Raw genomic sequence first — 23,281 nt, 5'->3', positions numbered from 1 at the left:
GCCGGAGTGCAGCCGTGGCTCGGCGGTCAGGACGGCTGGACCTGGTCGAAGACGGCGAGGGCCGCGGCGGGGTCCGGGCTCACCAGGCGTTCCAGACCGGCGGTCGTGATCTTCGCCCACCGGCCGGCCCGCGCCCACATCTGTTCCTCGAACGCGCGGACGGTGTCGTCCAGATCTCCGGAGCCGGTGGCGATGGACTCGGCGAGTTCGGCGCCTTCCAGCATCGCGAGGTTCGCGCCCGCCCCCAAGGGCGGCATCAGATGGGCGGCGTCGCCCAGGAGCGTCACCCCGGGGACATGGGTCCAGGTATGGGACACCGGCAGGACGTAGAGGGGGCGGTGGACGAAAGCGGTGCCCTGCTGGAGAAGGTCGAGGACGGGCGCGGCCCAGCCGTCGAAGAGGGCCAGCAGGCTCGCTCGCACGGCCTCGGCGTCGGCCAGGTCCAGGCCCAGGTCCGAGTGCCAGTCCAGCGGTGCGCGGAACTGGGCGTACACCTTGGCGTGACCGCCGCTGTTGCGTTGGGCGACGAGCTTTCGGTTCACGCCGTAGACGGCCACTGAGCCGTCGCCGATCAACCGGGCGAGGTCGGGGTGGCGGGTGTCGACGTCGTCCAGGGAGGTCTCGACCGTGGTGACACCGGTGTAGTGCGGCGTCACCGGCGAGACGGCCGGGCGGATCCGGGACCAGGCGCCGTCCGCGCCGACCACGAGGTCGAACGTCTCCTGTCGCCCGTCGTCGAAATGGACGAGGACGCCGTCCCTGGCCCCCGGCACCACCCGCGTCACGCCCTGCCCCCAGCGGACGTCGAGCGGGCCGAGCAGCAGGTCACGGAGTTGTCCGCGGTCGATCTCGGGATTGGCCCGGTCGTCGGGACGGGGGTGCCAGTCGCGCAGGACGGTCCCGTCCGTGTCCAGGATGCGCATGGCCTGTCCCTCGGGACGGGACAGCGCCTGGAATTCCGCCAGCAGCCCTGCCTTGTCCAGCGCGCGCTGGCCCAGCCCTTCGTGCAGGTCCAGCGTGCCGCCCGGGGGGCGGGCGCCGGGGCCGGGATCGCGTTCGAGGATGGCGACGGGGTAACCGTGGCGGTGCAGGACACGGGCGAAGGTCAGACCGGCCGGGCCGCCGCCGACCACTGCGATGCGATGTCTCATGTCGATACACTGTATTTTCTCAGTACGATGCATCGCAACAGTACGATGTGACCATGACTGTGTGGGACCGGCCGGAGCCGCCGATTCGCCCCGTGCCGCTCGACCGGGACCGGATCGTCGCCGCCGCCGTCGCGCTGGCCGACGAAGGCGGGCTGGAGGCGGTGTCGTTGCGCAAGGTCGGCGCCCGGCTGAACGTCGGCCCGATGCGGCTGTACGGATACATCTCCACCAAGGAGGAGCTGTTCGACCTCATGGTGGACGTGGTCCAGGGCGAGATCCTCCCCGAGGAGCAGTCGGGCGACCAGCCGGATGACTGGCGGGCGGCGCTGCGCGTCCTCGCCCACCGCACCAGGCAGGCCGTCCTCCGTCACGAATGGCTGGCCGACCTGCTCGGCGGCCGCCCGTCCCTGGGCCCGAACGGCCTCGCCGTGACCGAGGCCAAGCTGGCCGCCCTCGACGGCCTCGCCGACGTCGACACCGTCATGCGCGCCGCCGAGACCGTCGGCGCCTACGTCACCGGCGCGATCAGACGCGAGATCGCGAACGTGCGGGCCGAGCGCACCACGGGCCTGTCCGAGCGCGACCGGCAGCGCGCCTCCGGCCCGTATGTGACGAGAATGCTGGCCACGGGCCGCTTCCCGGCGCTGGCCAAGGCCGTGTACGACGGCACGGACGTGGACGCCGAGACATCCTTCACGACCGGCCTGGACTGGGTCCTCGACGCCGTGGCCGCCAGACTCACCCGACCGCCGGCCTGAGCCGCCAGACTCACCCGCCCGCCGGCCTGACGCCCACCTCATGCCGGACACCGGCAGGAGCCACGTCCGCACGCCGTGCGTGAAACCGGGTGCGGCCGGCCGGATCCACGCCGCCCGGATCGCCCGGCAGGCCGGCGCGGCGGCCCCGCCGAACCGGCTCCCGCCGCTCCGCGCTCCCTGCCGTCCCAGCCGCCGCGCGCCCGCCATGCTGACGTGTCCCCGGGTGCGCCGCTTGACCGGGTGGCGCCCAGTCTGTTGCATACGTTCTGTGATCGTGCACCCTGCTCCAACAACCTGTTCACCTATCTCCGTCGGGACTTGCGTACGGGCAGGGGGCGCCGCGCCGTGGACCCGGTGATCGTCGTCGGAGCGGGGCCCGTCGGGCTCACGCTCGCCCTGGCGCTGGCCCGCCAGGAGGTGCCGTCCGTCGTCCTGGACGAGGGCCCGGGCAAGGACGAGCCGCGCCCGGCCCGCACCGTCGTGCTGCGCGAGGACACCGCCGCCCTGCTGACCCGGTTGAGCGGGGCCCCGCTGGACGACCTGGGCACCCGCTGGACCGGCTGGCGGTCGATGCGCCGTCGGCAGGTGATCCGCGAGGTCGTCTTCGACGAGGCGGCCGAGCCGTCCCCGCTGCACATCGCACAGCACGTGCTGACGAACGCCCTGCGCGCCGCGATCGCCGACGAACCGCTGGTCAAGGTGGCCACGGACAGCCGCCTGGACACCATCGAGCAGGAGCGCTCGGGCGTCACCGCGCACACCCGCGGCCCCAAGGGCACCTGGTGGCGCGGCAGCTACCTGGTGGGCTGCGACGGCCCGCGCTCGACCGTCCGCAAGCTCCTGGACATCCGTTTCCCGGGCCGTACGGCGGTGGAGCGGCAGGCGGTCGCCGCGCTGCGCGCGGAACTTCCGTGGCCCGGTCAGGCGTTGCTCCATCGGACACCGCCGTGGCGGATGTCCGGGCCCTCGGCCGGGGAGGTGACCGCCCGCCCCCTCCCGGACGGCGTGTGGCGCCTGGACTGGCTGCTGCCGCCCGGCAAGGACCTGGTCACGCCCGAGCTGCTGGTCACCCGGATCCGCGAGACCCTCGCGGGCTGGACGGACGGCACCACACCGCCGTACGACCTGCTCGACACCGGTGTGCACACGGTGCACCACCGCCTCGCCCGCCGGTGGCGGGTGGGCCGGGTGTTCGTCGCCGGCGACGCCGCGCACCTGCTCGGCGCGATCGGGACACACGGGCTGGACGAGGGCCTGCGGGACGTGGACAACCTCGCCTGGAAGCTGGCCCCGGCCTGGCACCACGGCCCGCACGAGGCTCTGCTGGACAGCTACCAGACCGAGCGGCGCGCGGTGGTCGCCGCCCGGCTGCGCGCCGCCGACCAGGTGCTGCCGGTACTGCGCGGCGGTGGCGGGCTGCGCGGGTTCGTCCCCGGCACGTCCCGGGGGCACGACGCGCTTCTCACCGACGGCCATCTGGGGCACGGCCCGCTCGGCGCGCCGGGGGCGTACGCCGACTCGCCGCTCGCACCCCGGCACCTGGAGCACGAGGTCGCGGTCGACACCCCGCCGGGGTCGCCGGTCACCGATGTCCGGGTCACCGCGGAGGACGGCACCTTCGTGCAGCTGCGCTCCCGGCTCGGCCGCGGCGCGCTGCTCGTCGTACTGATCGCGCCGGGTACCGGCGTGTGGGACCGCAAGCACTGGGTCTCCGCCGGGATCATGCCCCGGCTGGCGGCCGCCGTAGCCGCGCTGCCGCACCCCGCCGAACTGCTGGTCGCCGAGGCCTACCCGGGCGCCCCGGCGCACTCGGTGCTGCTGGTGCGCCCCGACGGCCATCTGGTCACGGCGCTCAACGGGGTCCGGCCCGCCGATCTGTACGCGGCGGCCGAGGCGACCCTGGGCGGCAAGGACACGGAGAAGACGGAGGCGGAGGCGGAGGCCGGTTCCACCGCGCGGTGACCGAGCGGTCCACATGCTGACGGTGAGTTGACCGGCCTCGACCGGCGTGGTGTACTCCGCATCGTGAACGACACCACTGTGCGCCTGTGGCGGAAGGTCCATGTGGACCTCGTCCGCTATGCGGGCTGCGTGTGTCTTCCGTCCTGCTGACTTCGCATTCACCTCTTCTCTCCGGGCGCCGTCTGCGCCCGCTTCTGCGAACCCTCATCAGGAACGGTGCACGTGTCTGCCTCTCTCTCCTCGTCCGTTTCTCCCTCCGCCTCCGCGCCCGGCGCCGCGCCCACCCAGGCGGACCTCCTCGACTTCGTCCGGCGTACGGCCGCCGACGCCGAGCTGATCGCCTCGCTCCCGCTCGACCCCGAGGGCCGCACCTGGGTACGGCTCGACGGCCCCGGCGGCAGCGAGGCCTGGCTGATCGGCTGGCCGCCCGGCACCGGCACCGGCTGGCACGACCACGCCGAGTCGGTCGGCGCCTTCCTGACCGCCGCCGGTGAGCTGAAGGAGAACTCGCTGGCCACCCGGCTGCCCACCGACGGCTGGAGGACGCTGGAGCTCTCCGAGGGCGTCGACCGCGAGCGCCGGCTGCCCGCCGGAAAGGGCCGCTCCTTCGGCCGCGACCACGTCCACGAAGTGCTCAACGAGTCCACCGAGCACCACGCGATCTCCGTCCACGCCTACTACCCGCCGCTGCCCCGGATCCGCCGCTACAGCCGCAGCGGACCGGTGCTGCGCCTGGAGCAGGTCGAGCGCCCGGAGGACTGGCAGTGAGCGGCGCGGAGCGGGCGGAGCAACAGCCGGTGGAGCAACAGCCGGTAGGAATCGACGAGTTGCTGGAGCGGGTTCGCGCGGCCTACCGGCGCATCGGGGCGCACGAGGCGTACGGCGCCGCGCAGGCCGGCGAAGCCCTCCTCGTCGACATCCGGTACGCGGCGCTGCGCGAACGGGACGGCGTGATCCCCGGCGCCCTCGTCATAGAGCGGAACGAACTGGAGTGGCGCCTCGACCCGCAGGGCAGCCACAAGACCCCCGAGGCCACCGGCCACGACCTCCAGGTCGTCGTCATATGCAACGAGGGCTACGCCTCCAGCCTGGCCGCCGCCTCCCTGCACCAGCTGGGGCTGCGCCGGGCGACGGATCTGATCGGCGGCTTCCAGGCGTGGAAGGCGGCGGGGCTGCCGGTCACGCCGTAGTCGCCCATGAGCGACTGGTTGTCGTCCTCTACGACGCGCCGGTCCCGGTCGAGTTCCCGCGGCCGTCGACGAGAGCGGCGAGCCCGTCGAGCACCCGGGCGAGCCCGAACTCCCAGGCATGCCGGGGGCTGTAGGCCGCACCCTGCGCGGTGCCCGCCGCCGTGCCGACCCGGGCGGCGACGGGGTAGGCGCGCGGGTCCAGAACCCTTTCGAGCAGCGGGGCGTTGGCCGCCCACCACTGCTCGTCGTCCAGCGCGCTGTCCTGCCGGGCGGCGCGCGCCTCCGCCGCCGAGCGGGCGTTGGCCTGCACGAAGGTGAGCAGGAAGGTCAGCGCGGCGTCCATCTCGACGTCGTCCAGCCCGAGTCCGTCCAGCGCCGACAGTTCGTGCTCGTACTTGGCCATCATCCCCGGCCCGAGCGGCGGACGGCCGGTGGAGACCGTCGCGGCCCATGGGTGCGCCTCGAACAGCGCCCTGTTCTCCTCGGCCACCGCGGCCAGCCGGACCCGCCACGGCCGGCCGGCGGTGTCGGACCGGGGCATCTGCACATAGGCGGTGTCCAGCATGAGATCCAGCAGCTCGGCCTTGCCCGGCACATAGGTGTAGAGCGTCATCGGGACCACCCCCAGCTGCTGCGCGACACGGCGCATGGTGACCGCGTCCAGGCCCTCGGTATCGGCCAGCCCTACGGCGACGGCAACGACCGTGTCGATGTCCAGCCGCTGCCGCGGACCGCGTCGCGGTGCGGTGGCAGGGACACGCCAGAGCAGTTCCAGGGAGCGGGCCGGATCACCGGCACCGCTTCGGTCGAGAGGCATCCGAACATCCTCCCCTACCACGCTCCCCGCCAATTACTCTGTACGTTGTATAGTGTACTGCGTACAGAGTAATTCGCCCGGACCAGAGGAGCCTCCTTGTCGATCACCGCTTCCGCCGTGTCCCTGAACGTCGACGACGTCATGGCGTCCAGCGCCTTCCTCACCGAGCACTTCGGATTCCGCGAGGAGCTGGCCGCCGACGGTTTCGCGTCGCTGACCCGCGACGACGCCGGGATGAACGTCGTCTATCTGCGGCGCGGGCTGGCCTCGCTCCCCGAGGACCAGCGCGAGGACCACGCCGACGGGGTGATCCTCGCCTTCGTCGTCGACAACCTCGAAGCCGAACTGGCCCGCCTGACCGCCGAGGGAGTCACGATCACGATGCCGCTGCGCGAGGAGCCCTGGGGCGAGCGCGCCTTCCAGGTCACCGACCCCAACGGCGTCATCGTCCAGCTCGTCGACTGGAACGCGTCCGGCGGCCACTGAGCCGACCCGCCTCCGGGACCGGCCGGCTAGTCCTTCGCCGTCGCCACCGTCACCGCCGGCACCCGCAGCGCCACCCGCCCGGGAAGCGCAGCAGCCACCAGCGCGAGCAGTGCGGCGGTCGCGACGACGGTCACGTACAGCAACGGCGTGACCGTCGGCGCGGCCCGGCCCGTCATACCGACGCTGAACGCGGTCAGGACGGCGAGCGAGATGCCGCTGCCGAGGGCCGTGGCCAGCGTCAGCACCGACAGCACCTCGGTACGCAGCATCCGCAGCACCTGGCGACGGGTGGCCCCGGCCAGCCTGAGCAGGGCGAACTCCCGGATCCGTGCGGCGACCGACATGGCGAGCGTGTTGACGACGGCGATGGCGGTGAAGGCCAGGACCAGCCCCATGGCCAGGTAGTTGACCTCGGCGTTGGCCTGCTGCCGGTCGGCCTGGAGGGAGTCGGCGGCGGCCGGCGAAAGAATCCGGAGCCCCGGGAACTCACGGAGGGTAGTCGCGAGTTGTGCTTGTGTACGGGCTGTGCTGACGAGGACGGAGGAGGCGAGCGGGTTGTCCACGTGGTGCGCGACGAGGTCGTGGGCGAAGGTGAGGTCGCCGAAGCCGAGACCCCGGGCGTAGACGGCGGCGACGGTGAGCGTGGCGGGCGTGCCGTCGCCGAGGGTGAGTTTCAGGGTGCTGCCGGGCGCCAAGTGGTGCTGATCGGCGGTCAGTCGGCTGACGGCGACGGTGCGGTCGGTGAGCCGGCCGAGGGAGCCGGCGGTCACCTCGGGGTCCCAGGTGCGGCTGAGGCCCTCGGGGGTGACGCCCTGCGCCGCGTACTTGTCGAGCCCGATGCGGACGGTGGTGCGAACCACTTCGGTGACGGCGTCATGGCGCGTGCGCAGCTGCCGTGCCGCTGCGGCCGGTACACCGGGTCCCTGGGCGGCCACCACCCAGTCGGCGGTGACCCCGGCGCGGGCCTGGGCGCGAGCGGCGTCACCGAGGGTCGACTGGACGAACAGCACGGTGCAGGTCATACCGATGAGCAGGGTGAGGGGGGTGACGACGGAGGCCATCCGGGCGGCGTTGCCACGCAGGTTGGCGGTGGCGAGCCGGCCACCGTGACCGGTGAGCCGCAGCGGGCCGGCGAGCAGCAGTGCGGCGGCCCTGACCAGTAGCGGGCCGAGCAGGGCGACGGAGGTGGAGAGGACCACGACGGCGAGGAAGGTGACGGGAGTCGACGCGGGTTCGGTACGCAGGGAGGTGAGCAGGACGACGAGTACGACCCCACCGGCGAGCAGCAGCAGACCGGCGGCGATCCGTCCCCGGGCGGGCCGGGCGGGCTCGACACGGGACTCGGCCAGCGCCTCGGTCGGCCGGATCCGGATGATGCGCCGAGAGGCGATACGGGCGGCGGCCCAGGCACCGGCCAGTGTCGCGGCGAACGCGGCGAACGGCGGGAAGACGCCGGTGGTGTGCTGAAGCGTGGCGGGTACGGCGCCCAGGGCGACGAACCTGGTGTGCAGCCAAGCGCCGAGCGGAAGCCCGAGGAGTGCGCCTGCCGTGCCGGCGGCGGCGCCGACGATCAGCGCCTCGCGGCCGAGCAGTCGGCGGATCTGTTCGGGGGTGGCGGCGATGGCTCGCAGCAGGGCGAGTTCGCGGTGCCGTTGCTGGACGGTGAGCGCGAAGGTGCCGACGACCACCAGGATCGCCACGAGCAGCGAGGTCCCGCCCATGGCACCGCCCATGCTGACCAGCCGGACCCTGGCGGCGGCCGCGTCCAGGAACTCGACGGGGCCGCGAGCGTCCCCGGTGGAGACCTCGGCGGTGGTGCCGCGCAGTGCCCGCGTCAGGGCCTGCTTCAGCCGGTCCGGGTCGGTGCCGTGGGCGGGCAGCACGCCGAACGCGGTGACCTGCCCGGGGTGCGCGGCCAGCCTGCGGGCCTCGGCGGCGGAGAAGAAGAGGGACGTCTGCTGGCGCACGTCCGTGGCCGGGGCGGCGATGCCGGTGATCCGGTAGGCGCGTGGGGCCTGCGTCGACTGCACGGTGAGGGTGGCGCCGGGCCGCAGGTGGGCGCGGGCGGCGAGGTCGCGGTCGACGACCAGGTCGGTGGCGGCCTTCGGGGCGGTGCCGGAAACCAGCCGGTACGGGGTGAGCGCGGCGGACTCCCAGGCGTGCCCGTAGGCGGTACGGCCGCCGGTGCCGGCCGGGGTCAACGGCTGGGCGAGGAAGGTCAGCTCGGGCACGACCCGGGCGACACCGGGGGTGCGGGCGAGTCCGGTTTCCAGGTCGGCCGGCAGCCAGGCGCGCTCGGCGATGGGTTTCGCCTTGCGCTTGACCTTGGTCTTGCCGTGCTTGTGCTTGACGGTGGTCCGGCGGACGTACTGGTCGGCGGAGACCACGACGGGGGTCGCCGCGTAGCGCTCGGTGCGGATCGTGCCGCGCAGGCCGGTGTCGAGGAGGGTGCCGCAGGCGGAGATCAGCGCGGCCGCGCACAGCAGGGCCAGAAAGGCCCCGAGGAACCCGGCCTTGCGGGCGCGGACGGTCTTGAGGGCGTAACGCAGCATCATGGCGTACACGGTCGTCCACGCGAGGGTGCGCGGGCACTGCGGTGGTCCGGCGTCTTGACAGGGGGTTAGCCCCACCCTCCTCGGGCCTGCCGGCCCGTCAGAAGTCCCCGCCCTCCAGGAGGTCCGTGTCCTCGCCCTCCTCCTCCAGTGCCCGCCGGACGACCCTGAGGGCCATGCCCTCGGAGTACCCCTTGCGGGCGAGCATGCCGGCGAGGCGGCGGATCCGCTTGTCCCGGTCGAGCCCCCGGGTGGAGCGGAGCCTGCGGGCGACGAGTTCGCGGGCCGTCTCCTCCTCCTGCTCGGAGTCGAGCTGTGCGACGGCCTCGTCGACGAGCGTCGCGTCGACGCCCTTGGTCCGCAGCTCCTGGGCGAGCGCGCGCCTGGCCAGTCCCCGGCCGTGGTGCCGGGACTCGACCCAGGCGTCCGCGAACGCGCTGTCGTTGATCAGCCCGACCTCCTCGAACCTCGACAGCACCTCCTCGGCGACATCGTCCGGGATCTCCCGCTTGCGCAGGGCGTCCGCGAGCTGTTTCCGGGTGCGCGGGGTCCCGGTGAGCAGGCGCAGACAGATCGCCCGCGCCCGCTCAGCCGGGTCCGCTGGAGGCTCCCCCTGCTCGGCCCTCGACAAGGAGGAGGAGCCCCCGTCCTCACCGGACGGCTCCCCGAAGCCGCGCCGACGGCGGGTCCCGGGCTTCCGCGGGCCACGGCCGGGTGACCCGTGCCCGCGGGGCCCGTCCGGGCCGTCGTGTGTGCCGTCCTCGTACGAGCCGCCGTCCGCGCTGTCCCGCCCGTACCTGCCGTAGGCCTCGTCGCCGTCCCCGGCGGAGCCCGAGTCGCCCCCGGCGCCCCTGCCCCATGGGGCACCGGGGGACGTGTACTCGTGGTCGGCCCAGTCGGTTCGTCGTGTCACGGCGTCAGCTCTTGGCGGTGGCGGCCTTGGGCTTGGTGGCCTTGGCGGCGGCCGGGGCGGGCACCGTCTTCGCCGCGTCGTCCGTGGCCGCGGTGGTGACCGCCGCGTCCGTGCCCGGCTCGGCGGCGGGCTGCTCCGGGCGGACGCCGACGCCCAGCTTCTCCTTGATCTTCTTCTCGATCTCGTTGGCCAGGTCGGGGTTGTCCTTGAGGAAGTTGCGCGCGTTCTCCTTGCCCTGGCCGAGCTGGTCGCCCTCGTACGTGTACCAGGCGCCGGCCTTGCGGACGAAGCCGTTCTCCACGCCCATGTCGATCAGGCCGCCCTCGCGGCTGATGCCCTGGCCGTAGAGGATGTCGAACTCGGCCTGCTTGAAGGGCGGTGCGACCTTGTTCTTGACGACCTTGACCCGGGTGCGGTTGCCGACCGCCTCGGTGCCGTCCTTCAGGGTCTCGATGCGGCGGATGTCGAGTCGCACCGAGGCGTAGAACTTCAGCGCGCGGCCACCGGTCGTGGTCTCCGGGGAGCCGAACATCACGCCGATCTTCTCGCGGAGCTGGTTGATGAAGATCGCGGTGGTCTTGGACTGGTTGAGCGCGCTGGTGATCTTCCGCAGCGCCTGGCTCATCAGGCGGGCCTGGAGACCGACGTGGCTGTCGCCCATCTCGCCCTCGATCTCCGCACGCGGCACGAGCGCGGCGACGGAGTCGATGACGATGAGGTCGAGGGCGCCGGAGCGGACCAGCATGTCCACGATCTCCAGAGCCTGCTCGCCGTTGTCCGGCTGGGAGAGGATCAGGTTGTCGATGTCGACGCCGAGCTTCTGCGCGTACTCGGGGTCGAGGGCGTGCTCCGCGTCCACGAACGCGACCTGGCCGCCCGCCTTCTGCGCGTTGGCCACGGCGTGCAGGGTCAGGGTCGTCTTACCGGAGGACTCCGGTCCGTAGATCTCCACGACGCGGCCGCGTGGCAGGCCGCCTACGCCCAGGGCGACGTCGAGCGCGGTCGACCCGGTCGAGATGACCTCGATGGGCTCCTTCGTCCGGTCGCCCATGCGCATGACCGCGCCCTTGCCGAATTGCCGTTCAATCTGTGCGAGCGCGGCGTCGAGCGCCTTCTCGCGGTCGGTTCCTGCCATGGGTTCCACCCGGTTTGCTTGAGTCGATCGCTTCACGTCAAAGACGCTAACGCCTGCCACTGACAATGCGCCCCGACGCCGGTCCGGCCTGTGGATAACTCGGGGACTTCTCCACCGAAACCGTGTCGAACTGCCGCTGGAATCCCCACCGCGGGCCGTGCCGGAGCATCCATAAGAATGGATGTTCGATTTTCATGTCAAGCGCACCACGCGGTACTCCCGCCACTTCCCCGCAGAGCGCTCACCCACCGCTCACCCACCACCCACGGACGGACTCCGGATGGGCTTCGGACGGCGTGTCGGGCAGGGACGGGGGCGGGCGGAAGCAGGAGCGCACGGGGACGGGGGCGGGGCGTGCGGAGGAAGGAGCACCCGGCGCGCGGCGACGGGAGCGCGCGGACGGAACAGGCACGGGGCGGAACGCGCACGGGACCGGGAGCCCTCGGGGCGGACCACGCGCTGCGCACGCGGCGGGGGCGCAGGGCGCGCGAGGCGGAGACGGGCGACGCACCGGGGGACTCGGACGCAGGGCGACGCGCCGGGGCTCGGACGCAGGGCGTGCGAGGTCGGCATGCGCGACGTGCGGGAATCGGGCGTGCGCGCCACGCGGGCGGGAGCGCGTGGCACGCCGGGGGCGGCAGCCGGACACGGCAGCGCGGCACGGCGATCCGCACCACCCGGCCCGGCGTTCACCCGATCGTGAGTTTCCGCCTGGCCGCGCCCCACGTGCCGCGATGCTCGAAGAGGGGGCCGGTGAGCGGCGCCGCCCCTGTGTGCCGTGGGTGGGAGAGCGCATGACACGTGAGACGGGACGACGCGGCCTGGACGAGCAGGCCGTGCTGCTGGCGGCGGGGCTGGCCGATCTGGCGGTGAGCACGCTGGGCACCGCGTTGGGGACGGTACGGGGATTGCTGCGCCGCTCGGACGCCGGGGCGCTGGCGTCGGATGCCGAGCACGAACTCACCGCTCGGGGGCGCCTGGTCCTGGACCGGTACACGACCGTCCCCCCGGCCCAGCTGGAGATCCTCGCCCGGCACGCCCTCGTCCGGCGGGCCGCCGGCGATGACTGACCGGTGGGATCCGGGCGCCTTCAAGAGCCGTGTCGACGAGGTGCTGCGCCGGTTCGTCGCTCGGGAGGCCGACCTGTTCGCGGCGGTCGACCCGCTCCTGGGCCCGGTGGCCGAGCAGTTGGAAGCGGCGGTCACGGACGGCAAACGGCTGCGGGCGGCGTTCTGCTACTGGGGCTGGCGTGCGGTGGGCCAGCCGGACAGCGACGCGCTGGTGCGGGCGGCGGCCTCCATGGAGCTGGTGCACGCCGCGGCCGTCGTCCATGACGACCTCATCGACGACAGCCCGCTGCGGCACGGGCGCCCCACCCCGCACATCGCCCTGCGTGCCGCCGTACGGGACCGTCCGCGCGCCGACGACACCGCGCGGTCGCTGGCGATGCTCGTCGGCGATCTGCTGATGTCGCTGGCCGGGCAGCTGTTCGCGACCTGCGGGCTGCCCGCCGCCTACCTCGCCCGGGCCCGCCCCCTGTGGTCGATGCTGGCCCGGGAGCTGATCGCGGGCGAGTGCCTGGAGATCCTGCGCACCGGAGCCGGTCCGGACACCGCGGCCTCGCTGAAGGTGATCCGTTACAAGACCGCCAAGTACACCGTCGAGCAGCCCCTGCTGATCGGCGGCGCCCTGGCCGGAGCCGGCGAGCGGCTGCGCGAGGGGTACTCCGCGTACGGGCTGCCGCTGGGCGAGGCGTTCCAGCTGCGCGACGACCTGCTCGGCCTGTTCGGGGCACCCGAACACACCGGCAAGGCCAACGCCGACGATGTGCGCGGCCAGCGGCCCACGGCCCTGCTGGCGGAGACCTGGCGGCTCGCCCGGGACGACGACCGGGAGCGGCTGGGCGCCCTGCTCGGCAGCCGTGACCTGGACGCGGACGGCCTGGACGCGGTCCGCGAGGTGATGTGCCGGCTGGGGGCACCCGACCGGATCGAGCACATGATCGGCGCGCGGGTCACCGAAGCGCTCGACGCCCTCCACGAACTGGACGTGCCGGCCCCCGCCGCCGGCGCCCTGACCGCGCTGGCCCGTTCGGCGACGGTCCGCCAGTCCTGACACCCGCGACACACCCGCGACACACCCGCGATGACAAGGAGCCCCGCCGTGACCACCCACACCGAGGCCTCGATGGACGCCCTGCGGCACGCCGGTGACGAACTCGCCGACGCCACCGTCGCCGCACTCTTCGAGCGCGGGGAGGTGGGGACGTTCAACACACTGATGCGTTACGTCTCCACCGCCGGCGCTCCCCTGCCGGACGGGCTGCCCGACGTCGCCCGGGAGTACCTGGAGGCCACCCGGGTGCCGCCGTCCTGGGTGGACTGGAGCGAGATGGAGAAGGCCCGGCTGTTCTTCATCGACAACAACGTGCACATCTCGACCGCGCTCTCCTTCGCCTCCATGCCGGCCTGTTACGTCGTCCCGCGCGTGGCGAAGCTGCTGTCGGCCACCCACGGGCTGAAGTACCCCTCGAAGCGGATGGCGGAGACCGGCCAGTTCACCGTCTATCTGATGCGGCCCGACGCCTTCGAGGCCGGCAGCCGCTTCGTCCCGGCCGCCCAGAAGGTGCGCCTGCTGCACGCCTCCATCCGCCACCACCTCAAGCGCGAGAACCGCTGGGACACCGAGGCGCTGGGCACGCCGATCTGCCAGGAGGACATGATCGGCGGGCAGATGTTCTTCTCGCTGCTGGTCCTCGACAGCCTGCACCGGCTGGGCATCCATCTGTCCACGGAGGGCGCGGAGGCGTACTACTACGCGTGGCGGGTGGTGGGCGCCATGCTCGGCGTCGACCAGGAGGCCGTCCCGAAGACCCTCGACGAGGCACGCGCCTTCCTCGACCTGTACATGGTCCGGTACATGGGGCCCTCCGAGGAGGGCGCGGTCCTGACCCGGCAGCTCATCGACCTCTACGAGGAGGTCGTCCCCGGCACCTTCTTCGACCCGGTCGTCTCGGCCCTGATCCGCCACCTGGTCGGCGACACCTGCGCGGACTGGCTGGACGTGCCGCGCACCCCGTGGGACACCGTCGTCAAGGCCGTACCGCACCTCCTCGGCGTCCTGGAGACCATCGAGGACCGCTCCCCGCTGGGCGCCTGGGCCCTGGACCGCCTCGGCCACCTCACCACCGTCCTCGAACTGTCCTCCCTCACCCGTGGCCGCGTCATGCACTACGCCATCCCCGAACACCTCAAGAAGGACTACGGCGTCTCGGGCACGGTGCCCCGCACCCGGCGGTGGACCCCGCCGGCCACCACGGTCTCCTGATCTCCGCTACTCCTCGGGGCGTACGGCGGCTGTCTTCGGCCGGACGACGACCGCGCGGGCAATTCCCGGGAGGCTGGGCGCATGCCCTCGCCCGTGAAGACGCCCATCCGGAGAACACCGCCGACCGCCCTGACCGGGGCCCGTCCCGCCGAGCGTCTCTGCCACGCGACCGGTGCGCTCCTCGTCCTGTCCGGCCTGGCGCATCTGGTGGTGTTCGCCGTGGACGGCGGCCCCTGGTACGGCCCGGTCTCCTGGCGCAAGCCCGTCACGTTCGGGCTCTCCTTCGGGCTGACGCTGATCGCGGTCACCTGGGTCACGTCGTATCTGAGGATCGGGGAGCGGCTGCGGACCGTGCTGCTCCTCGTGTTCGCCGCCGACTGTGTGGTGGAGGTCGGCGGGATCACACTGCAGGCGTGGCGGGGAGTGCCCTCGCATCTGGACATGGAGACGCCGTTCGACACGGCGGTGTCCATGGCGCTCGCGGTGGGCGGCGGGGTCCTGGTGGTGCTGCTCGCCGTCTTCGCGGTGGCGTCCTTCCGGCGGCGGCCGGCCGGTCCCGTGGGCATGGCGCTCGCGATGCGCTCCGGGTTCGCGATCCTGCTGGTGGCGCTGGCCTCGGGAGCCGCGATGATCGCGCGCGGCGTGGTGCTCGTCCGGACCGGGCACCAGCAGGCGGCGTACGCCTCTACGGCCCCGCTCAAGCCGCTGCACGGGGTCAGCCTGCACGCGGTGCTGGTTCTGCCGGCGCTCGCCTGGCTGCTCTCCCGCACCTCCTGGAGCGAACAGGTCAGATGGCGGGTCGTGGCCGCGGCGGTGTGCTGCTATGCGGCCGCGGTCGGCGCGGCCGGGGTGTGGGCGGTGCTCACCTACCGATAGCGGCAGCCGCGGCCGGCACCGATCGCCGCGGCCGGTACCGATCGCCGCGGCCGTCAGGCCGAGCCCTCCTCGGGTTCCTCGGCAGGCTGCTGCCATATCAGCCGTCGCACACGTGTGAGCAGCCCGGGTCCGCTCGTGCCGCGGCGGCGGTGCCCGTGCACTCGGGGGTCGTCCGTGACGTCGTACCGCTTCACATAGGCGCCGAGGAACGCCTGGAGCGTGGCGACCGCCGGGATGGCGATCAGCGCTCCGACGGCGCCGAGGAGCGCGGTGCCCGCGATGACCGAGCCGAAGGCGACCGCCGGGTGGATGTCGACGGACTTGGAGGTCAGCTTGGGCTGCAGCATGTAGTTCTCGAACTGCTGGTAGATCACGACGAACACCAGCACCCACACCGCGTACAGGGGGTTGACGGTGAACGCGATCAGCATCGGCAGCGCGCCCGCGAGATAGGTGCCGATGGTGGGGATGAACTGCGAGACCAGTCCCACCCAGACGCCGAGCACGGGCGCGTAGGGCACGCCCAGGGCCGCCAGCAGGATGTAGTGGGCGATGCCGGAGATCAGCGCCATCACGCCGCGCGAGTAGAGATAGCCGCCGGTCTTGTCGACGGCGATCTCCCAGGCGCGCAGCACCTCGGCCTGGCGGGCGGGCGGCAGCACGGAGCACAGGGTGCGGCGCAGCCGGGGGCCGTCGGCGGCGAAGTAGAAGGCGAACAGCGCGATCGTCAGCAGCTGGAACAGACCGCCGAGCACCTGCCCGGACACGTCGAGGACACCGGCCGCGCTGTTCTGCGCGTACTTGCGCAGCCAGTCGGAGTGCAGCAGGCCCTCCTGGACGTCGACCCGTCTCACATGGGTGCGGAACGTCTCGTTGACCCAGTTGATGACCGAGTCCAGGTAGTCCGGGAAGCCCTCGACCATCTTGATGATCTGCCCGGCCAGCATCGAGCCGAGCAGCGTGACGAACCCGGCGACCGCGATCGCCAGGCCGAGGAAGACCAGGAAGGTGGCGAAGCCGCGGCGCATACCGCGCAGGGCCATCCAGCTCACCGCGGGCTCGATGGCGAGCGCCAGGAAGAACGCGATCAGAATGTTGATCAGCAGGCCGGTGAGCTGGTGGAACGCCCAGCTGCCCAGCTGGAACGCGGCGACGAGGGCGAGCGCCAGCACCATGGCGCGCGGCAGCCAGCGCGGCATGCGGGCGCCCGGTGCCGCGGCGTCGGCGGCCGGGGATGCGGCACGCGGCGCCGTGTCGACCGGGGATGCGTTCTGGGCGGTCCGCCCGTCCTCGTCAGTGGATGCCACGGTGCAAGTCTCGCCCACGCCACTGACAACACGTGGCCCGTATCCGATCTTCGTGCACGGTCAGCGCTTCTCCCCCGGAACGTTCATGACCGTGCAGACCACGCGCCACACGTCCTTGGCCTCCCAGCCGGAGTCGAGCGCCTCGTGCACCGTCAGCCCGCCGAGCTCCGTCATCACGTGATCGCGCGCGAAGGTTTCGGCGTACCCGGAACCGAAGTGTTCCGCCATCCGCTGCCAGAAGACTGTCAACCGCATGAATTCCGCTCCATACCCGCCATGACCTGCATGTTTACCGCCCCGCACGCCCCGCACGACCGTCAGGGGGTTGCCAGGGAGTCCGCCTCCCCGCTGAACCAAGCATCCATGGTGGCGCAACCCGGCGCGCCCGCGTCGGGCATGAGGTGCGTGTACGTACGCAGAGTAGGGCCGGGGTGGGCGGCGAAGGTGTGGCGCAGGTCATGAAAGCCGAGCTCGCGGGCCGGCCGGCCGAGTCGGATGGCGTGCCGTATTCAGTCGTCCTAGCCTGCCGGAAGGCACCCTTTCACTCAGTGGTTCCCGAAGGTCGAATGGGGTTGAGGACCATGAGCGCCAACCGCGACGGGCAGGAATCACCGGAGCCGGAGGTCGGGCCGGCCGCGAAGGGCTCTCCGGAGTTCCATCCGTACCGTCATCCGGCCGCGGGCTGGGGCGCGGCCAAGAGCGTGACCCAGGTCCTGCTGCGTGAGCGCGCACTGGTGGACGGGCCTCGGGCCATCATGCGGATGAACCACGAGAACTCGGGGTTCGACTGTCCTGGATGTGCGTGGCCGGACGACCTCAAGGGTCTGAAACTGGACATCTGCGAGAACGGGATCAAGCACGTCACCTGGGAGATGACACCCAAGCGTGTCGGGCGTGAGTTCTTCGCCGCCCATTCGGTGTCCGAGCTGTCCGAATGGAGCGACTTCGCACTGGAGGACCAGGGCCGGCTGACCGAGCCGATGAGGTACGACCCCGACACGGACCACTACGTCCCGATCAAGTGGAAGGACGCGTTCGAGCTGTTCGGCCGCGTCGTGCGCGAACTGGACCACCCGGGTCAGGCCTCCTACTACACCTCGGGGCGGCTCGGCAACGAGGCCACGTTCCTCTACCAGTTGATGGCACGCGAGCTGGGCACGAACAACCTGCCCGACTGCTCCAACATGTGCCACGAGGCCAGTGGCCGTGCTCTGCAGGCGGCGCTGGGCACCGGCAAGGGCACCGCCGACCTCAAGGACTGGGAGACCGCGGACGCGCTGTTCATCATGGGGGTCAACGCCGCCTCCAACGCGCCGCGGATGCTCACCGCCCTGGCCAAGGCCTACCATCGCGGCGCCCAGGTCGTACACATCAATCCGCTGGTCGAGGCGGCCGCCACCCGCACCATCGTCCCGCACGACTTCCTGGACATGGCGGTCTTCAAGACGACCCGGACCAGCACCCTGAACCTGCAGCCGCGCATCGGCGGCGACATGGCACTCGTCCGCGGTATGGCCAAGGCGGTCCTGGAGCAGTCCAGAACCGACCCCAAGGCGCTGGACAAGGAGTTCATCGACCGCCACACCACGGGCTTCGACGAGTACCGGACGCTGTGCGAGAACACCTCCTGGGAGGAACTCGAGCTCCAGTCCGGTCTGAGCCGGGCCGACATCGTCAAGGCCGCGCGCGTGTACTGCGATGCCGACCGCAGCATCTTCAGCTGGTGCCTGGGCGTCAGCCAGCACGAACACGGCGTCGACATCGTCCGCGAGATCATCAACCTGCTTCTGCTGCGCGGCAACCTGGGGCGCGAAGGAGCGGGGCCCTCCCCGGTGCGCGGGCACAGCAACGTCCAGGGAAACCGCACCTGCGGCATCGATCACCGGCCCACCGAGGAGTTCCTGGACCGTCTCGCCGAGGTCTGCAAGATCGACCCGCCCCGTGCACACGGCCTGGACACCGTGAACACCATCCAGGCCATGCACCGCGGCGACGTGAAGGTGTTCGTCGGCATGGGCGGCAACTTCGCCCTCGCCGCACCCGACACCCCGTACACCTATGCGGCGTTGCGCAAGTGCGAACTCACCGTCCAGGTGAGCACCAAGCTGAACCGCAGCCATCTCGTCCACGGGCGCCAGGCCCTCATCCTGCCGTGCCTCGGCCGGACCGAGAAGGACCATCAGCGCAACGGCCTCCAGAGCACGTCCGTCGAGGACTCGATGAGCATGGTTCACCTGTCCAACGGCATGAAGCGCCCCGCCTCGCGGCATCTGCTGTCCGAACCGGCCGTCATCGCGGGCCTGGCCCGCGCCGCTCTGCCCGACAGCTCCACACCTTGGGAGTGGTACATCGAGGACTACGACCGCATCCGCGACACCATGGCCCAGGTCCTCGACGGTTTCGAGGACTTCAACCGTCGCGTACGCCTTCCCCTCGGCTTCCGCATCAAGCAGCCCGCCCGCGAACTGGTCTTCCTCACGCCGTCCGGAAAAGCCGAGATCTCGACGGCCCCACTGCCCGACGTCGTCCCCACCGCGGGCACCTTGGTGCTGGGCACCATGCGCTCCCACGACCAGTGGAACACCACCATCTACTCCGACAACGACCGCTACCGCGGCATCAAGAACCTGCGCACCCTCGTGTTCATGAACGCGGACGACATGCGCGAACGCGGGATCGCCGAGTTCGGCCGGGTGGACATCACCGCGACCGCCCGGGACGGCAGCATCCGCTCCCTGAAGGACTTCGTCGCGATCCCGTACGAGATCCCGCGCGGTTGCGCGGCCGGCTACATGCCGGAGATGAACGTACTGATCGCGATCGGCGACTACAGCACCCAGAGCGACCAGCCGCTCATGAAGCACATCAACGTCGTGATCGAGGCAGCGGCCTGAGCCGCGGCTCCGGACGTCATTCCCGTCGGGAAAGCCTGTCGAGCAGGTGATAAGCGCGCTGCTCCACGGCGGTGAGCTCGGTGGGGTCGATCTCCGCCGACCACAACTCGCCGGCTGCGGCGTCGTCGGCCTCGCGCAGCTCCACCACCGCCGCGGCCAATCGCGTCCGGGCGACCGGCAGCGACGCCTCCCGCCCCTTCGCCAGCGCACGCTCCGCACGCTCGGCGGCCCGCACGCAGACCGCCATGGCTCTCTCCGCCCGGACCGCGGCGCGGTCGTGGACCACCAGCAGTGCGCAGCACAGCCCCACGGCGATCCCCAGCACGCTGCCCACCGCTCGCTCCAGGACCAGCGACCGCGCTGGTTCCGGGGCGGCCAGTTCGGCCAGCAGCAGCGCCAGCGGGGTGAGGAACACGACGCCGAGACCGTAGTTGCGGGCCACGAAGTACTCCAGGAGGAACTCCAGAAGCACGATCACGAGGACCAAGGCCGTGGGGCTGGGGGCCGTGGCCAGTACGCCGAGCGCGAGCGCCAGCCCGGCGGCCGTCCCCACAGTGCGCTGGACGGCCCGTTGCGCCGCCGTACGGACGTTGACCGCGTGGAGTACCGCCGCCGCGGAGATCGCCGCCCAATAGCCGTGCCCGAGCCCCAGAACGAGCGCCAGAGCACCCGCCAGGCCGGTGCCCAGGGTCATCCGCAGCGCGGGTACCAGCAGGACGGCGGCATGACCGTGCCGCCGCCCCCTCAGCAGCACGGCGGCACGACGGGCGGCGAGGTCGGCCCTCTCGGACCCCGCCTTCGCCGAACTCGGCGGGGTGCCGGTCGGTACGGCCCCGAACGGGAACAACAGCTCGGGCAGCAGGGCGGGAACCGGGCGGCGCAGATCCACGAGAAGCGCGACCTGCCGACGCAGATTCCGCGCCACCTCGGCGGGGCCGTCCGGCGGCCGGCGAGCGGTGTCGGTCAGGAGCGACCACGAGAGGTCGGTCAAGCGCACACAGACGCTGCCGCGGACACCTCGCCCGGTGGCCGCGGAGGGCATGAGGCCGAGGGACTCGTACGCCTGCAGGACCGCGGCGGTGGCCCGGTTCCGTACGGGCCTGCCCTCCTCCTCCGCGCCGGTCGCCTCCAGCAGTTCCGCGACCGCGCGCAGTGCCGCGGCCACGGCGAGGCGCTGCGGCCGGTCGGGGTGCACGAACCGGCCCGCCATGGCCACCGCCCAGACCACGGCCGCCCCCGTTGCGGCGAGCGCGGTCCGCGGGAGGACGTCGGCGTAGGAGGAGGGATGGGCGTTGGCCGCGACGGCGAACGAGAACAGCAGCAGCACCGCGCCGAGCCCGCCCAGGCGCGTGGCGTCGCAGGCGAACTTCGCCAGACCCGCCACCACGGCCATCGCCGCGACCACCACGGCGGCACCGGCCGCCCCCTCCCACGGCCGAGCCCACGCAGCCAGAACCGCGCCACAGCCCACACACGCCGTCATGGCCAGCCCCACCACCGCGAGGACCCGAGCGCGCCGCGGGTAGGGCAGGTTCTGCCCGAACGTAGTGCTGAAAGAGCCCAGGATCGTGTAGACGGCGTACTCCGCCCGTCCGGCCGCCAGCAACACCAGGACGGGCAGTGCGGTGGCGATCGCAGCCTGCACGGCGTGGCTGAACGCCCCGTCCACCGTGCGCAGGGCAAGCGCACCGCGTGGGGAGAGTACGCGCGCCACGGCCACCGAACGCCGCCGCCCGCTCTCCGCTGCGGCAGAACGGAAGGGATACAAACGACCCATAATCTGCAATATCACCCACTTTCGTTCCTCGGATACCAGCGTCAACCGCGTGACACCGGTATCCCGCCCCTGAGGGTGGGCCCTGCCCGGGACCGCTTGCCGAGACCGCTTTCCGCCCTACGGTCTTTCGCATGGCCGAAACCGGAGCTTCCCCACTCCCCCCTGCGCCCCCGGCGCACTCCCCGCTGTTCCACGCCGAGCAGTTCATCTGGCTCACCGCGCGTGTGCTGGAGCAGCGCCTCTTCTCGTACCACTTCCTGAACGGCGCCCCCGATCCGGTGGAGACCGCGCTGGACGCCTACCGCAACGAGGACGGCGGGTACGGTCACGCGCTGGAGCCCGATCTGCGCGGTCCCGTCAGCCAGCCGCTGCACACCGGGCACGCGCTGCGCGTCCTAGACGCCATCGAGCGGTGCGGCGGGCAGCGGGTGGAGCGGGTGTGCCGCTATCTGACGTCCGTCTCGACGGCGGACGGGGCACTGCCTGCGGTCCACCCGAGCCAGCGCGGCTACCCGGCGGCGCCGTTCGTCCCGGTCGTCGACGACCCGCCCAGTGAGCTGCTCGCCACCGGTCCGGTGGTGGGCCTGCTGCACCGCAACGAGGTGTGGCACGCCTGGCTGTTCCGGGCGACCGACTTCTGCTGGGAGGCCGTGGAGTCCCTGGAGAAGTCGCACCCCTACGAGATCGAGGCCGCCGTCGCCTTCCTGGATGCCACTCCCGACCGGCCGCGCGCGGAGGCGGCCGCGGACCGGCTGGGCCGCCTGGTGCGCGAGCACCGGCTGGCCGCGCTGGACCCGGAACACCTCGACGCGTACCCGGTCGCGCCCGGCTACGCCCCGGCCGAGCACCACTTCCCGCACGACTTCGCGAAGAGCCCGCACTCCCTCGCGCGCGCGTGGTTCACCGACGAGGAGATGGAGCGCTCGCTGGACTTCCTCGCCGCCGAGCAGGCGGACGACGGCGGCTGGCCGATCCGATGGCGGCAGTGGGCGCCGGCCGTCGCCCTGGAGGCCCGCCCCATGGTGACGATCGAGGCCCTGCGCACACTCAGGGCGTACGGCCGCTTCGTGGGGTGACGGGAGTCTCAGCCGGTGAGGGCCCGCAGCCCCGCCGTGACCAGCACGGCCACGCCGACGACGACCAGGAAGGGCGCGCGCAGCACCAGTGCCACGGCGGCCGCTCCGAGCCCCGCGGCCCGGGCGTCCAGCATGAGCGCGTGCCCGTCGGCGAACGTCTGCTGGGCCGTCAGGGCGGCGAGGAGGGCCACCGGCAGCAGGGCGGCCAGCCGCCGCACCAGGGGCCGCTCCAGGACGCCCACGGGCACCAGCAGTCCGGCGAGCTTGACGGCGTAACAGCTGAGGGCGGTCGCGCCGACGGCGATCCAGGTGTTCATCGGGCTTCCTCAGGTGCGTTGTCACGGGTACGGCCGGACCTGCGGCCGGAGACGAACAGGGCGGCCGGTGCGGCCAGCGCGGCCACCAGGACCGGCACCCCGGCGGGCAGCACGGGCAGCAGACCGAGCCCCAGCAGCACCGCGAGAGCGGCGACCGCCCGCTCCGTCGTGCCCTCGAGCATGGGGGCGAGCAGCGCCAGGAAGACGGCCGGTCCGGCCGCGTCCAGGCCCCAGGCGTCGGTGTCCCCGACGGCCTTGGCGCCGAGCGCGCCGAGCAGGGTGGTGAGGTTCCACAGCACGTACAGGCTGAGCCCGGTGACGGTGAAACCGATCCGGGCGGCGCGCCGCGTCGGCTGGGCCAGTGTCACCGCCGTCGTCTCGTCGATCACCCACTGGGCGGCCAGCGGCCGCACCGCGCGCGGGAGCGCCAGTACCTGTGAGAGCCGCAGCCCGTAGAACGCGTTGCGCACGCCCAGGAAGAAGGCGCCGGCCGCCGCGGTGAGCGGGTTGCCGCCCGCCGCGAGCGCGCCCACCAGGGCGAACTGGGAGGCGCCGGTGAACACCAGGAGGCTGAGCGCGCAGGTCTGCAGCAGGCCGAGCCCGCTGCCGGCCGAGGTCACCCCGAAGGCGAACCCGGACAGTCCTACGGCGACCCCGACCCCGAGGGCGTCCCGAACGACGGCGGAGTCCGGCTTCGGCTCGCCTTCGCCGCGTATGTCTGCGAGTGCTGACTGTTGTGCCAC

22 protein-coding genes are annotated in these 23,281 nt (G+C 72.3%); 12 read left to right on the top strand and 10 right to left on the bottom strand.

Annotated features, from left to right (window positions below; translation table 11 throughout):
* Positions 1-26 precede the first annotated feature (26 nt).
* Complete coding sequence (locus ACIRR9_RS48430) at positions 27-1,151, bottom strand: FAD-dependent oxidoreductase (protein ID WP_403766099.1); 1,125 nt, start codon at positions 1,149-1,151, stop codon at positions 27-29.
* A gap of 53 nt (positions 1,152-1,204) precedes the next feature.
* Between ACIRR9_RS48430 and ACIRR9_RS48425 the strand changes: the two genes are divergently transcribed.
* The 5 genes from ACIRR9_RS48425 to ACIRR9_RS48405 all read left to right on the top strand — a co-directional run bounded on the left by ACIRR9_RS48425 (position 1,205) and on the right by ACIRR9_RS48405 (position 5,061).
* Entirely contained in the window at positions 1,205-1,909 is a 705-nt protein-coding gene (locus tag ACIRR9_RS48425; RefSeq protein WP_403766096.1) for a TetR/AcrR family transcriptional regulator, read from the top strand.
* A 345-nt stretch (positions 1,910-2,254) separates the two neighbouring features.
* The gene (locus tag ACIRR9_RS48420) at positions 2,255-3,871 is read left to right on the top strand and encodes an FAD-dependent monooxygenase (RefSeq protein WP_403766205.1); all 1,617 of its coding nucleotides are present in this window, start codon (positions 2,255-2,257) and stop codon (positions 3,869-3,871) included.
* Between the two features lie 63 nt (positions 3,872-3,934).
* On the top strand, positions 3,935-4,021 hold the full coding sequence (locus ACIRR9_RS48415) for a putative leader peptide (RefSeq protein WP_350779852.1): 87 nt from the start codon (positions 3,935-3,937) through the stop codon (positions 4,019-4,021).
* Positions 4,022-4,087: 66 nt separating this feature from the next.
* A complete protein-coding gene (locus tag ACIRR9_RS48410) occupies positions 4,088-4,639 on the top strand; it encodes a cysteine dioxygenase (protein ID WP_365345871.1) in 552 nt (183 codons plus the stop codon).
* Positions 4,636-5,061, top strand: coding sequence for a rhodanese-like domain-containing protein (locus ACIRR9_RS48405; RefSeq protein WP_403766093.1), 426 nt, complete (start codon positions 4,636-4,638; stop codon positions 5,059-5,061). The genes ACIRR9_RS48410 and ACIRR9_RS48405 overlap by 4 nt, the downstream gene beginning before the upstream one ends.
* Positions 5,062-5,089: 28 nt before the next feature.
* Here ACIRR9_RS48405 and ACIRR9_RS48400 read toward each other — a convergent pair whose 3' ends face one another.
* The gene (locus tag ACIRR9_RS48400; protein ID WP_403766090.1) at positions 5,090-5,878 is read right to left on the bottom strand and encodes a TetR/AcrR family transcriptional regulator; all 789 of its coding nucleotides are present in this window, start codon (positions 5,876-5,878) and stop codon (positions 5,090-5,092) included.
* Positions 5,879-5,974: 96 nt separating this feature from the next.
* Between ACIRR9_RS48400 and ACIRR9_RS48395 the strand changes: the two genes are divergently transcribed.
* The gene (locus ACIRR9_RS48395) at positions 5,975-6,364 is read left to right on the top strand and encodes a VOC family protein (RefSeq protein ID WP_365345865.1); all 390 of its coding nucleotides are present in this window, start codon (positions 5,975-5,977) and stop codon (positions 6,362-6,364) included.
* A 26-nt stretch (positions 6,365-6,390) separates the two neighbouring features.
* Here ACIRR9_RS48395 and ACIRR9_RS48390 read toward each other — a convergent pair whose 3' ends face one another.
* The 3 genes from ACIRR9_RS48390 to recA all read right to left on the bottom strand — a co-directional run bounded on the left by ACIRR9_RS48390 (position 6,391) and on the right by recA (position 10,964).
* Positions 6,391-8,919, bottom strand: coding sequence for an ABC transporter permease (locus ACIRR9_RS48390; protein WP_403766086.1), 2,529 nt, complete (start codon positions 8,917-8,919; stop codon positions 6,391-6,393).
* Positions 8,920-9,016: 97 nt separating this feature from the next.
* Positions 9,017-9,829, bottom strand: coding sequence for a recombination regulator RecX (gene recX, locus ACIRR9_RS48385; RefSeq protein ID WP_403766083.1), 813 nt, complete (start codon positions 9,827-9,829; stop codon positions 9,017-9,019).
* A 4-nt stretch (positions 9,830-9,833) separates the two neighbouring features.
* Positions 9,834-10,964, bottom strand: a complete 1,131-nt coding sequence (gene recA, locus ACIRR9_RS48380) for a recombinase RecA (RefSeq protein WP_365345859.1) — start codon at positions 10,962-10,964, stop codon at positions 9,834-9,836.
* Between the two features lie 794 nt (positions 10,965-11,758).
* Here recA and ACIRR9_RS48375 point away from each other — a divergent pair.
* The 4 genes from ACIRR9_RS48375 to ACIRR9_RS48360 all read left to right on the top strand — a co-directional run bounded on the left by ACIRR9_RS48375 (position 11,759) and on the right by ACIRR9_RS48360 (position 15,167).
* Positions 11,759-12,034: a polyprenyl synthetase gene (locus ACIRR9_RS48375; RefSeq protein ID WP_403766080.1), complete on the top strand. Its 276-nt coding sequence runs from the start codon at positions 11,759-11,761 to the stop codon at positions 12,032-12,034.
* Complete coding sequence (locus ACIRR9_RS48370; protein WP_403766077.1) at positions 12,027-13,079, top strand: polyprenyl synthetase family protein; 1,053 nt, start codon at positions 12,027-12,029, stop codon at positions 13,077-13,079. The genes ACIRR9_RS48375 and ACIRR9_RS48370 overlap by 8 nt, the downstream gene beginning before the upstream one ends.
* A gap of 72 nt (positions 13,080-13,151) precedes the next feature.
* Positions 13,152-14,291, top strand: a complete 1,140-nt coding sequence (locus ACIRR9_RS48365) for an oxygenase MpaB family protein (protein WP_403766201.1) — start codon at positions 13,152-13,154, stop codon at positions 14,289-14,291.
* An 81-nt stretch (positions 14,292-14,372) separates the two neighbouring features.
* A complete protein-coding gene (locus tag ACIRR9_RS48360) occupies positions 14,373-15,167 on the top strand; it encodes a hypothetical protein (protein ID WP_403766074.1) in 795 nt (264 codons plus the stop codon).
* Between the two features lie 53 nt (positions 15,168-15,220).
* Here the strand turns inward: ACIRR9_RS48360 and ACIRR9_RS48355 are convergent, their stop codons facing one another.
* Both ACIRR9_RS48355 and ACIRR9_RS48350 read right to left on the bottom strand, forming a co-directional pair.
* A complete protein-coding gene (locus ACIRR9_RS48355; RefSeq protein ID WP_403253342.1) occupies positions 15,221-16,474 on the bottom strand; it encodes an AI-2E family transporter in 1,254 nt (417 codons plus the stop codon).
* A gap of 60 nt (positions 16,475-16,534) precedes the next feature.
* Positions 16,535-16,729, bottom strand: coding sequence for a DUF3046 domain-containing protein (locus ACIRR9_RS48350; RefSeq protein WP_123973639.1), 195 nt, complete (start codon positions 16,727-16,729; stop codon positions 16,535-16,537).
* Positions 16,730-17,055: 326 nt separating this feature from the next.
* On the opposite strand from ACIRR9_RS48350, the gene ACIRR9_RS48345 reads away from it, so the two are divergent.
* Positions 17,056-19,368: an FdhF/YdeP family oxidoreductase gene (locus tag ACIRR9_RS48345; protein ID WP_403766070.1), complete on the top strand. Its 2,313-nt coding sequence runs from the start codon at positions 17,056-17,058 to the stop codon at positions 19,366-19,368.
* Positions 19,369-19,384: 16 nt separating this feature from the next.
* Here ACIRR9_RS48345 and ACIRR9_RS48340 read toward each other — a convergent pair whose 3' ends face one another.
* Positions 19,385-21,145 (bottom strand): FUSC family protein, encoded by a 1,761-nt coding sequence (locus tag ACIRR9_RS48340; protein ID WP_403766067.1) that lies wholly within the window; start codon positions 21,143-21,145, stop codon positions 19,385-19,387.
* A gap of 131 nt (positions 21,146-21,276) precedes the next feature.
* Between ACIRR9_RS48340 and ACIRR9_RS48335 the strand changes: the two genes are divergently transcribed.
* Complete coding sequence (locus ACIRR9_RS48335) at positions 21,277-22,221, top strand: hypothetical protein (RefSeq protein ID WP_403766064.1); 945 nt, start codon at positions 21,277-21,279, stop codon at positions 22,219-22,221.
* Between the two features lie 8 nt (positions 22,222-22,229).
* Here the strand turns inward: ACIRR9_RS48335 and ACIRR9_RS48330 are convergent, their stop codons facing one another.
* Positions 22,230-22,538 carry an AzlD domain-containing protein gene (locus ACIRR9_RS48330; protein WP_403766061.1) on the bottom strand — a complete coding sequence of 103 codons (309 nt, stop codon included), beginning with the start codon at positions 22,536-22,538 and terminating at the stop codon, positions 22,230-22,232.
* Positions 22,535-23,281 (bottom strand): AzlC family ABC transporter permease, encoded by a 747-nt coding sequence (locus tag ACIRR9_RS48325; RefSeq protein WP_403766058.1) that lies wholly within the window; start codon positions 23,279-23,281, stop codon positions 22,535-22,537. The genes ACIRR9_RS48330 and ACIRR9_RS48325 overlap by 4 nt, the downstream gene beginning before the upstream one ends.

The organism is Streptomyces sp. NPDC101234, from assembly GCF_044767525.1.
GTDB lineage: Bacteria > Actinomycetota > Actinomycetes > Streptomycetales > Streptomycetaceae > Streptomyces > Streptomyces sasae.
Note: the sequence above shows the minus strand (reverse complement) of the source record. Positions and strands in the feature narration are given on the sequence as shown.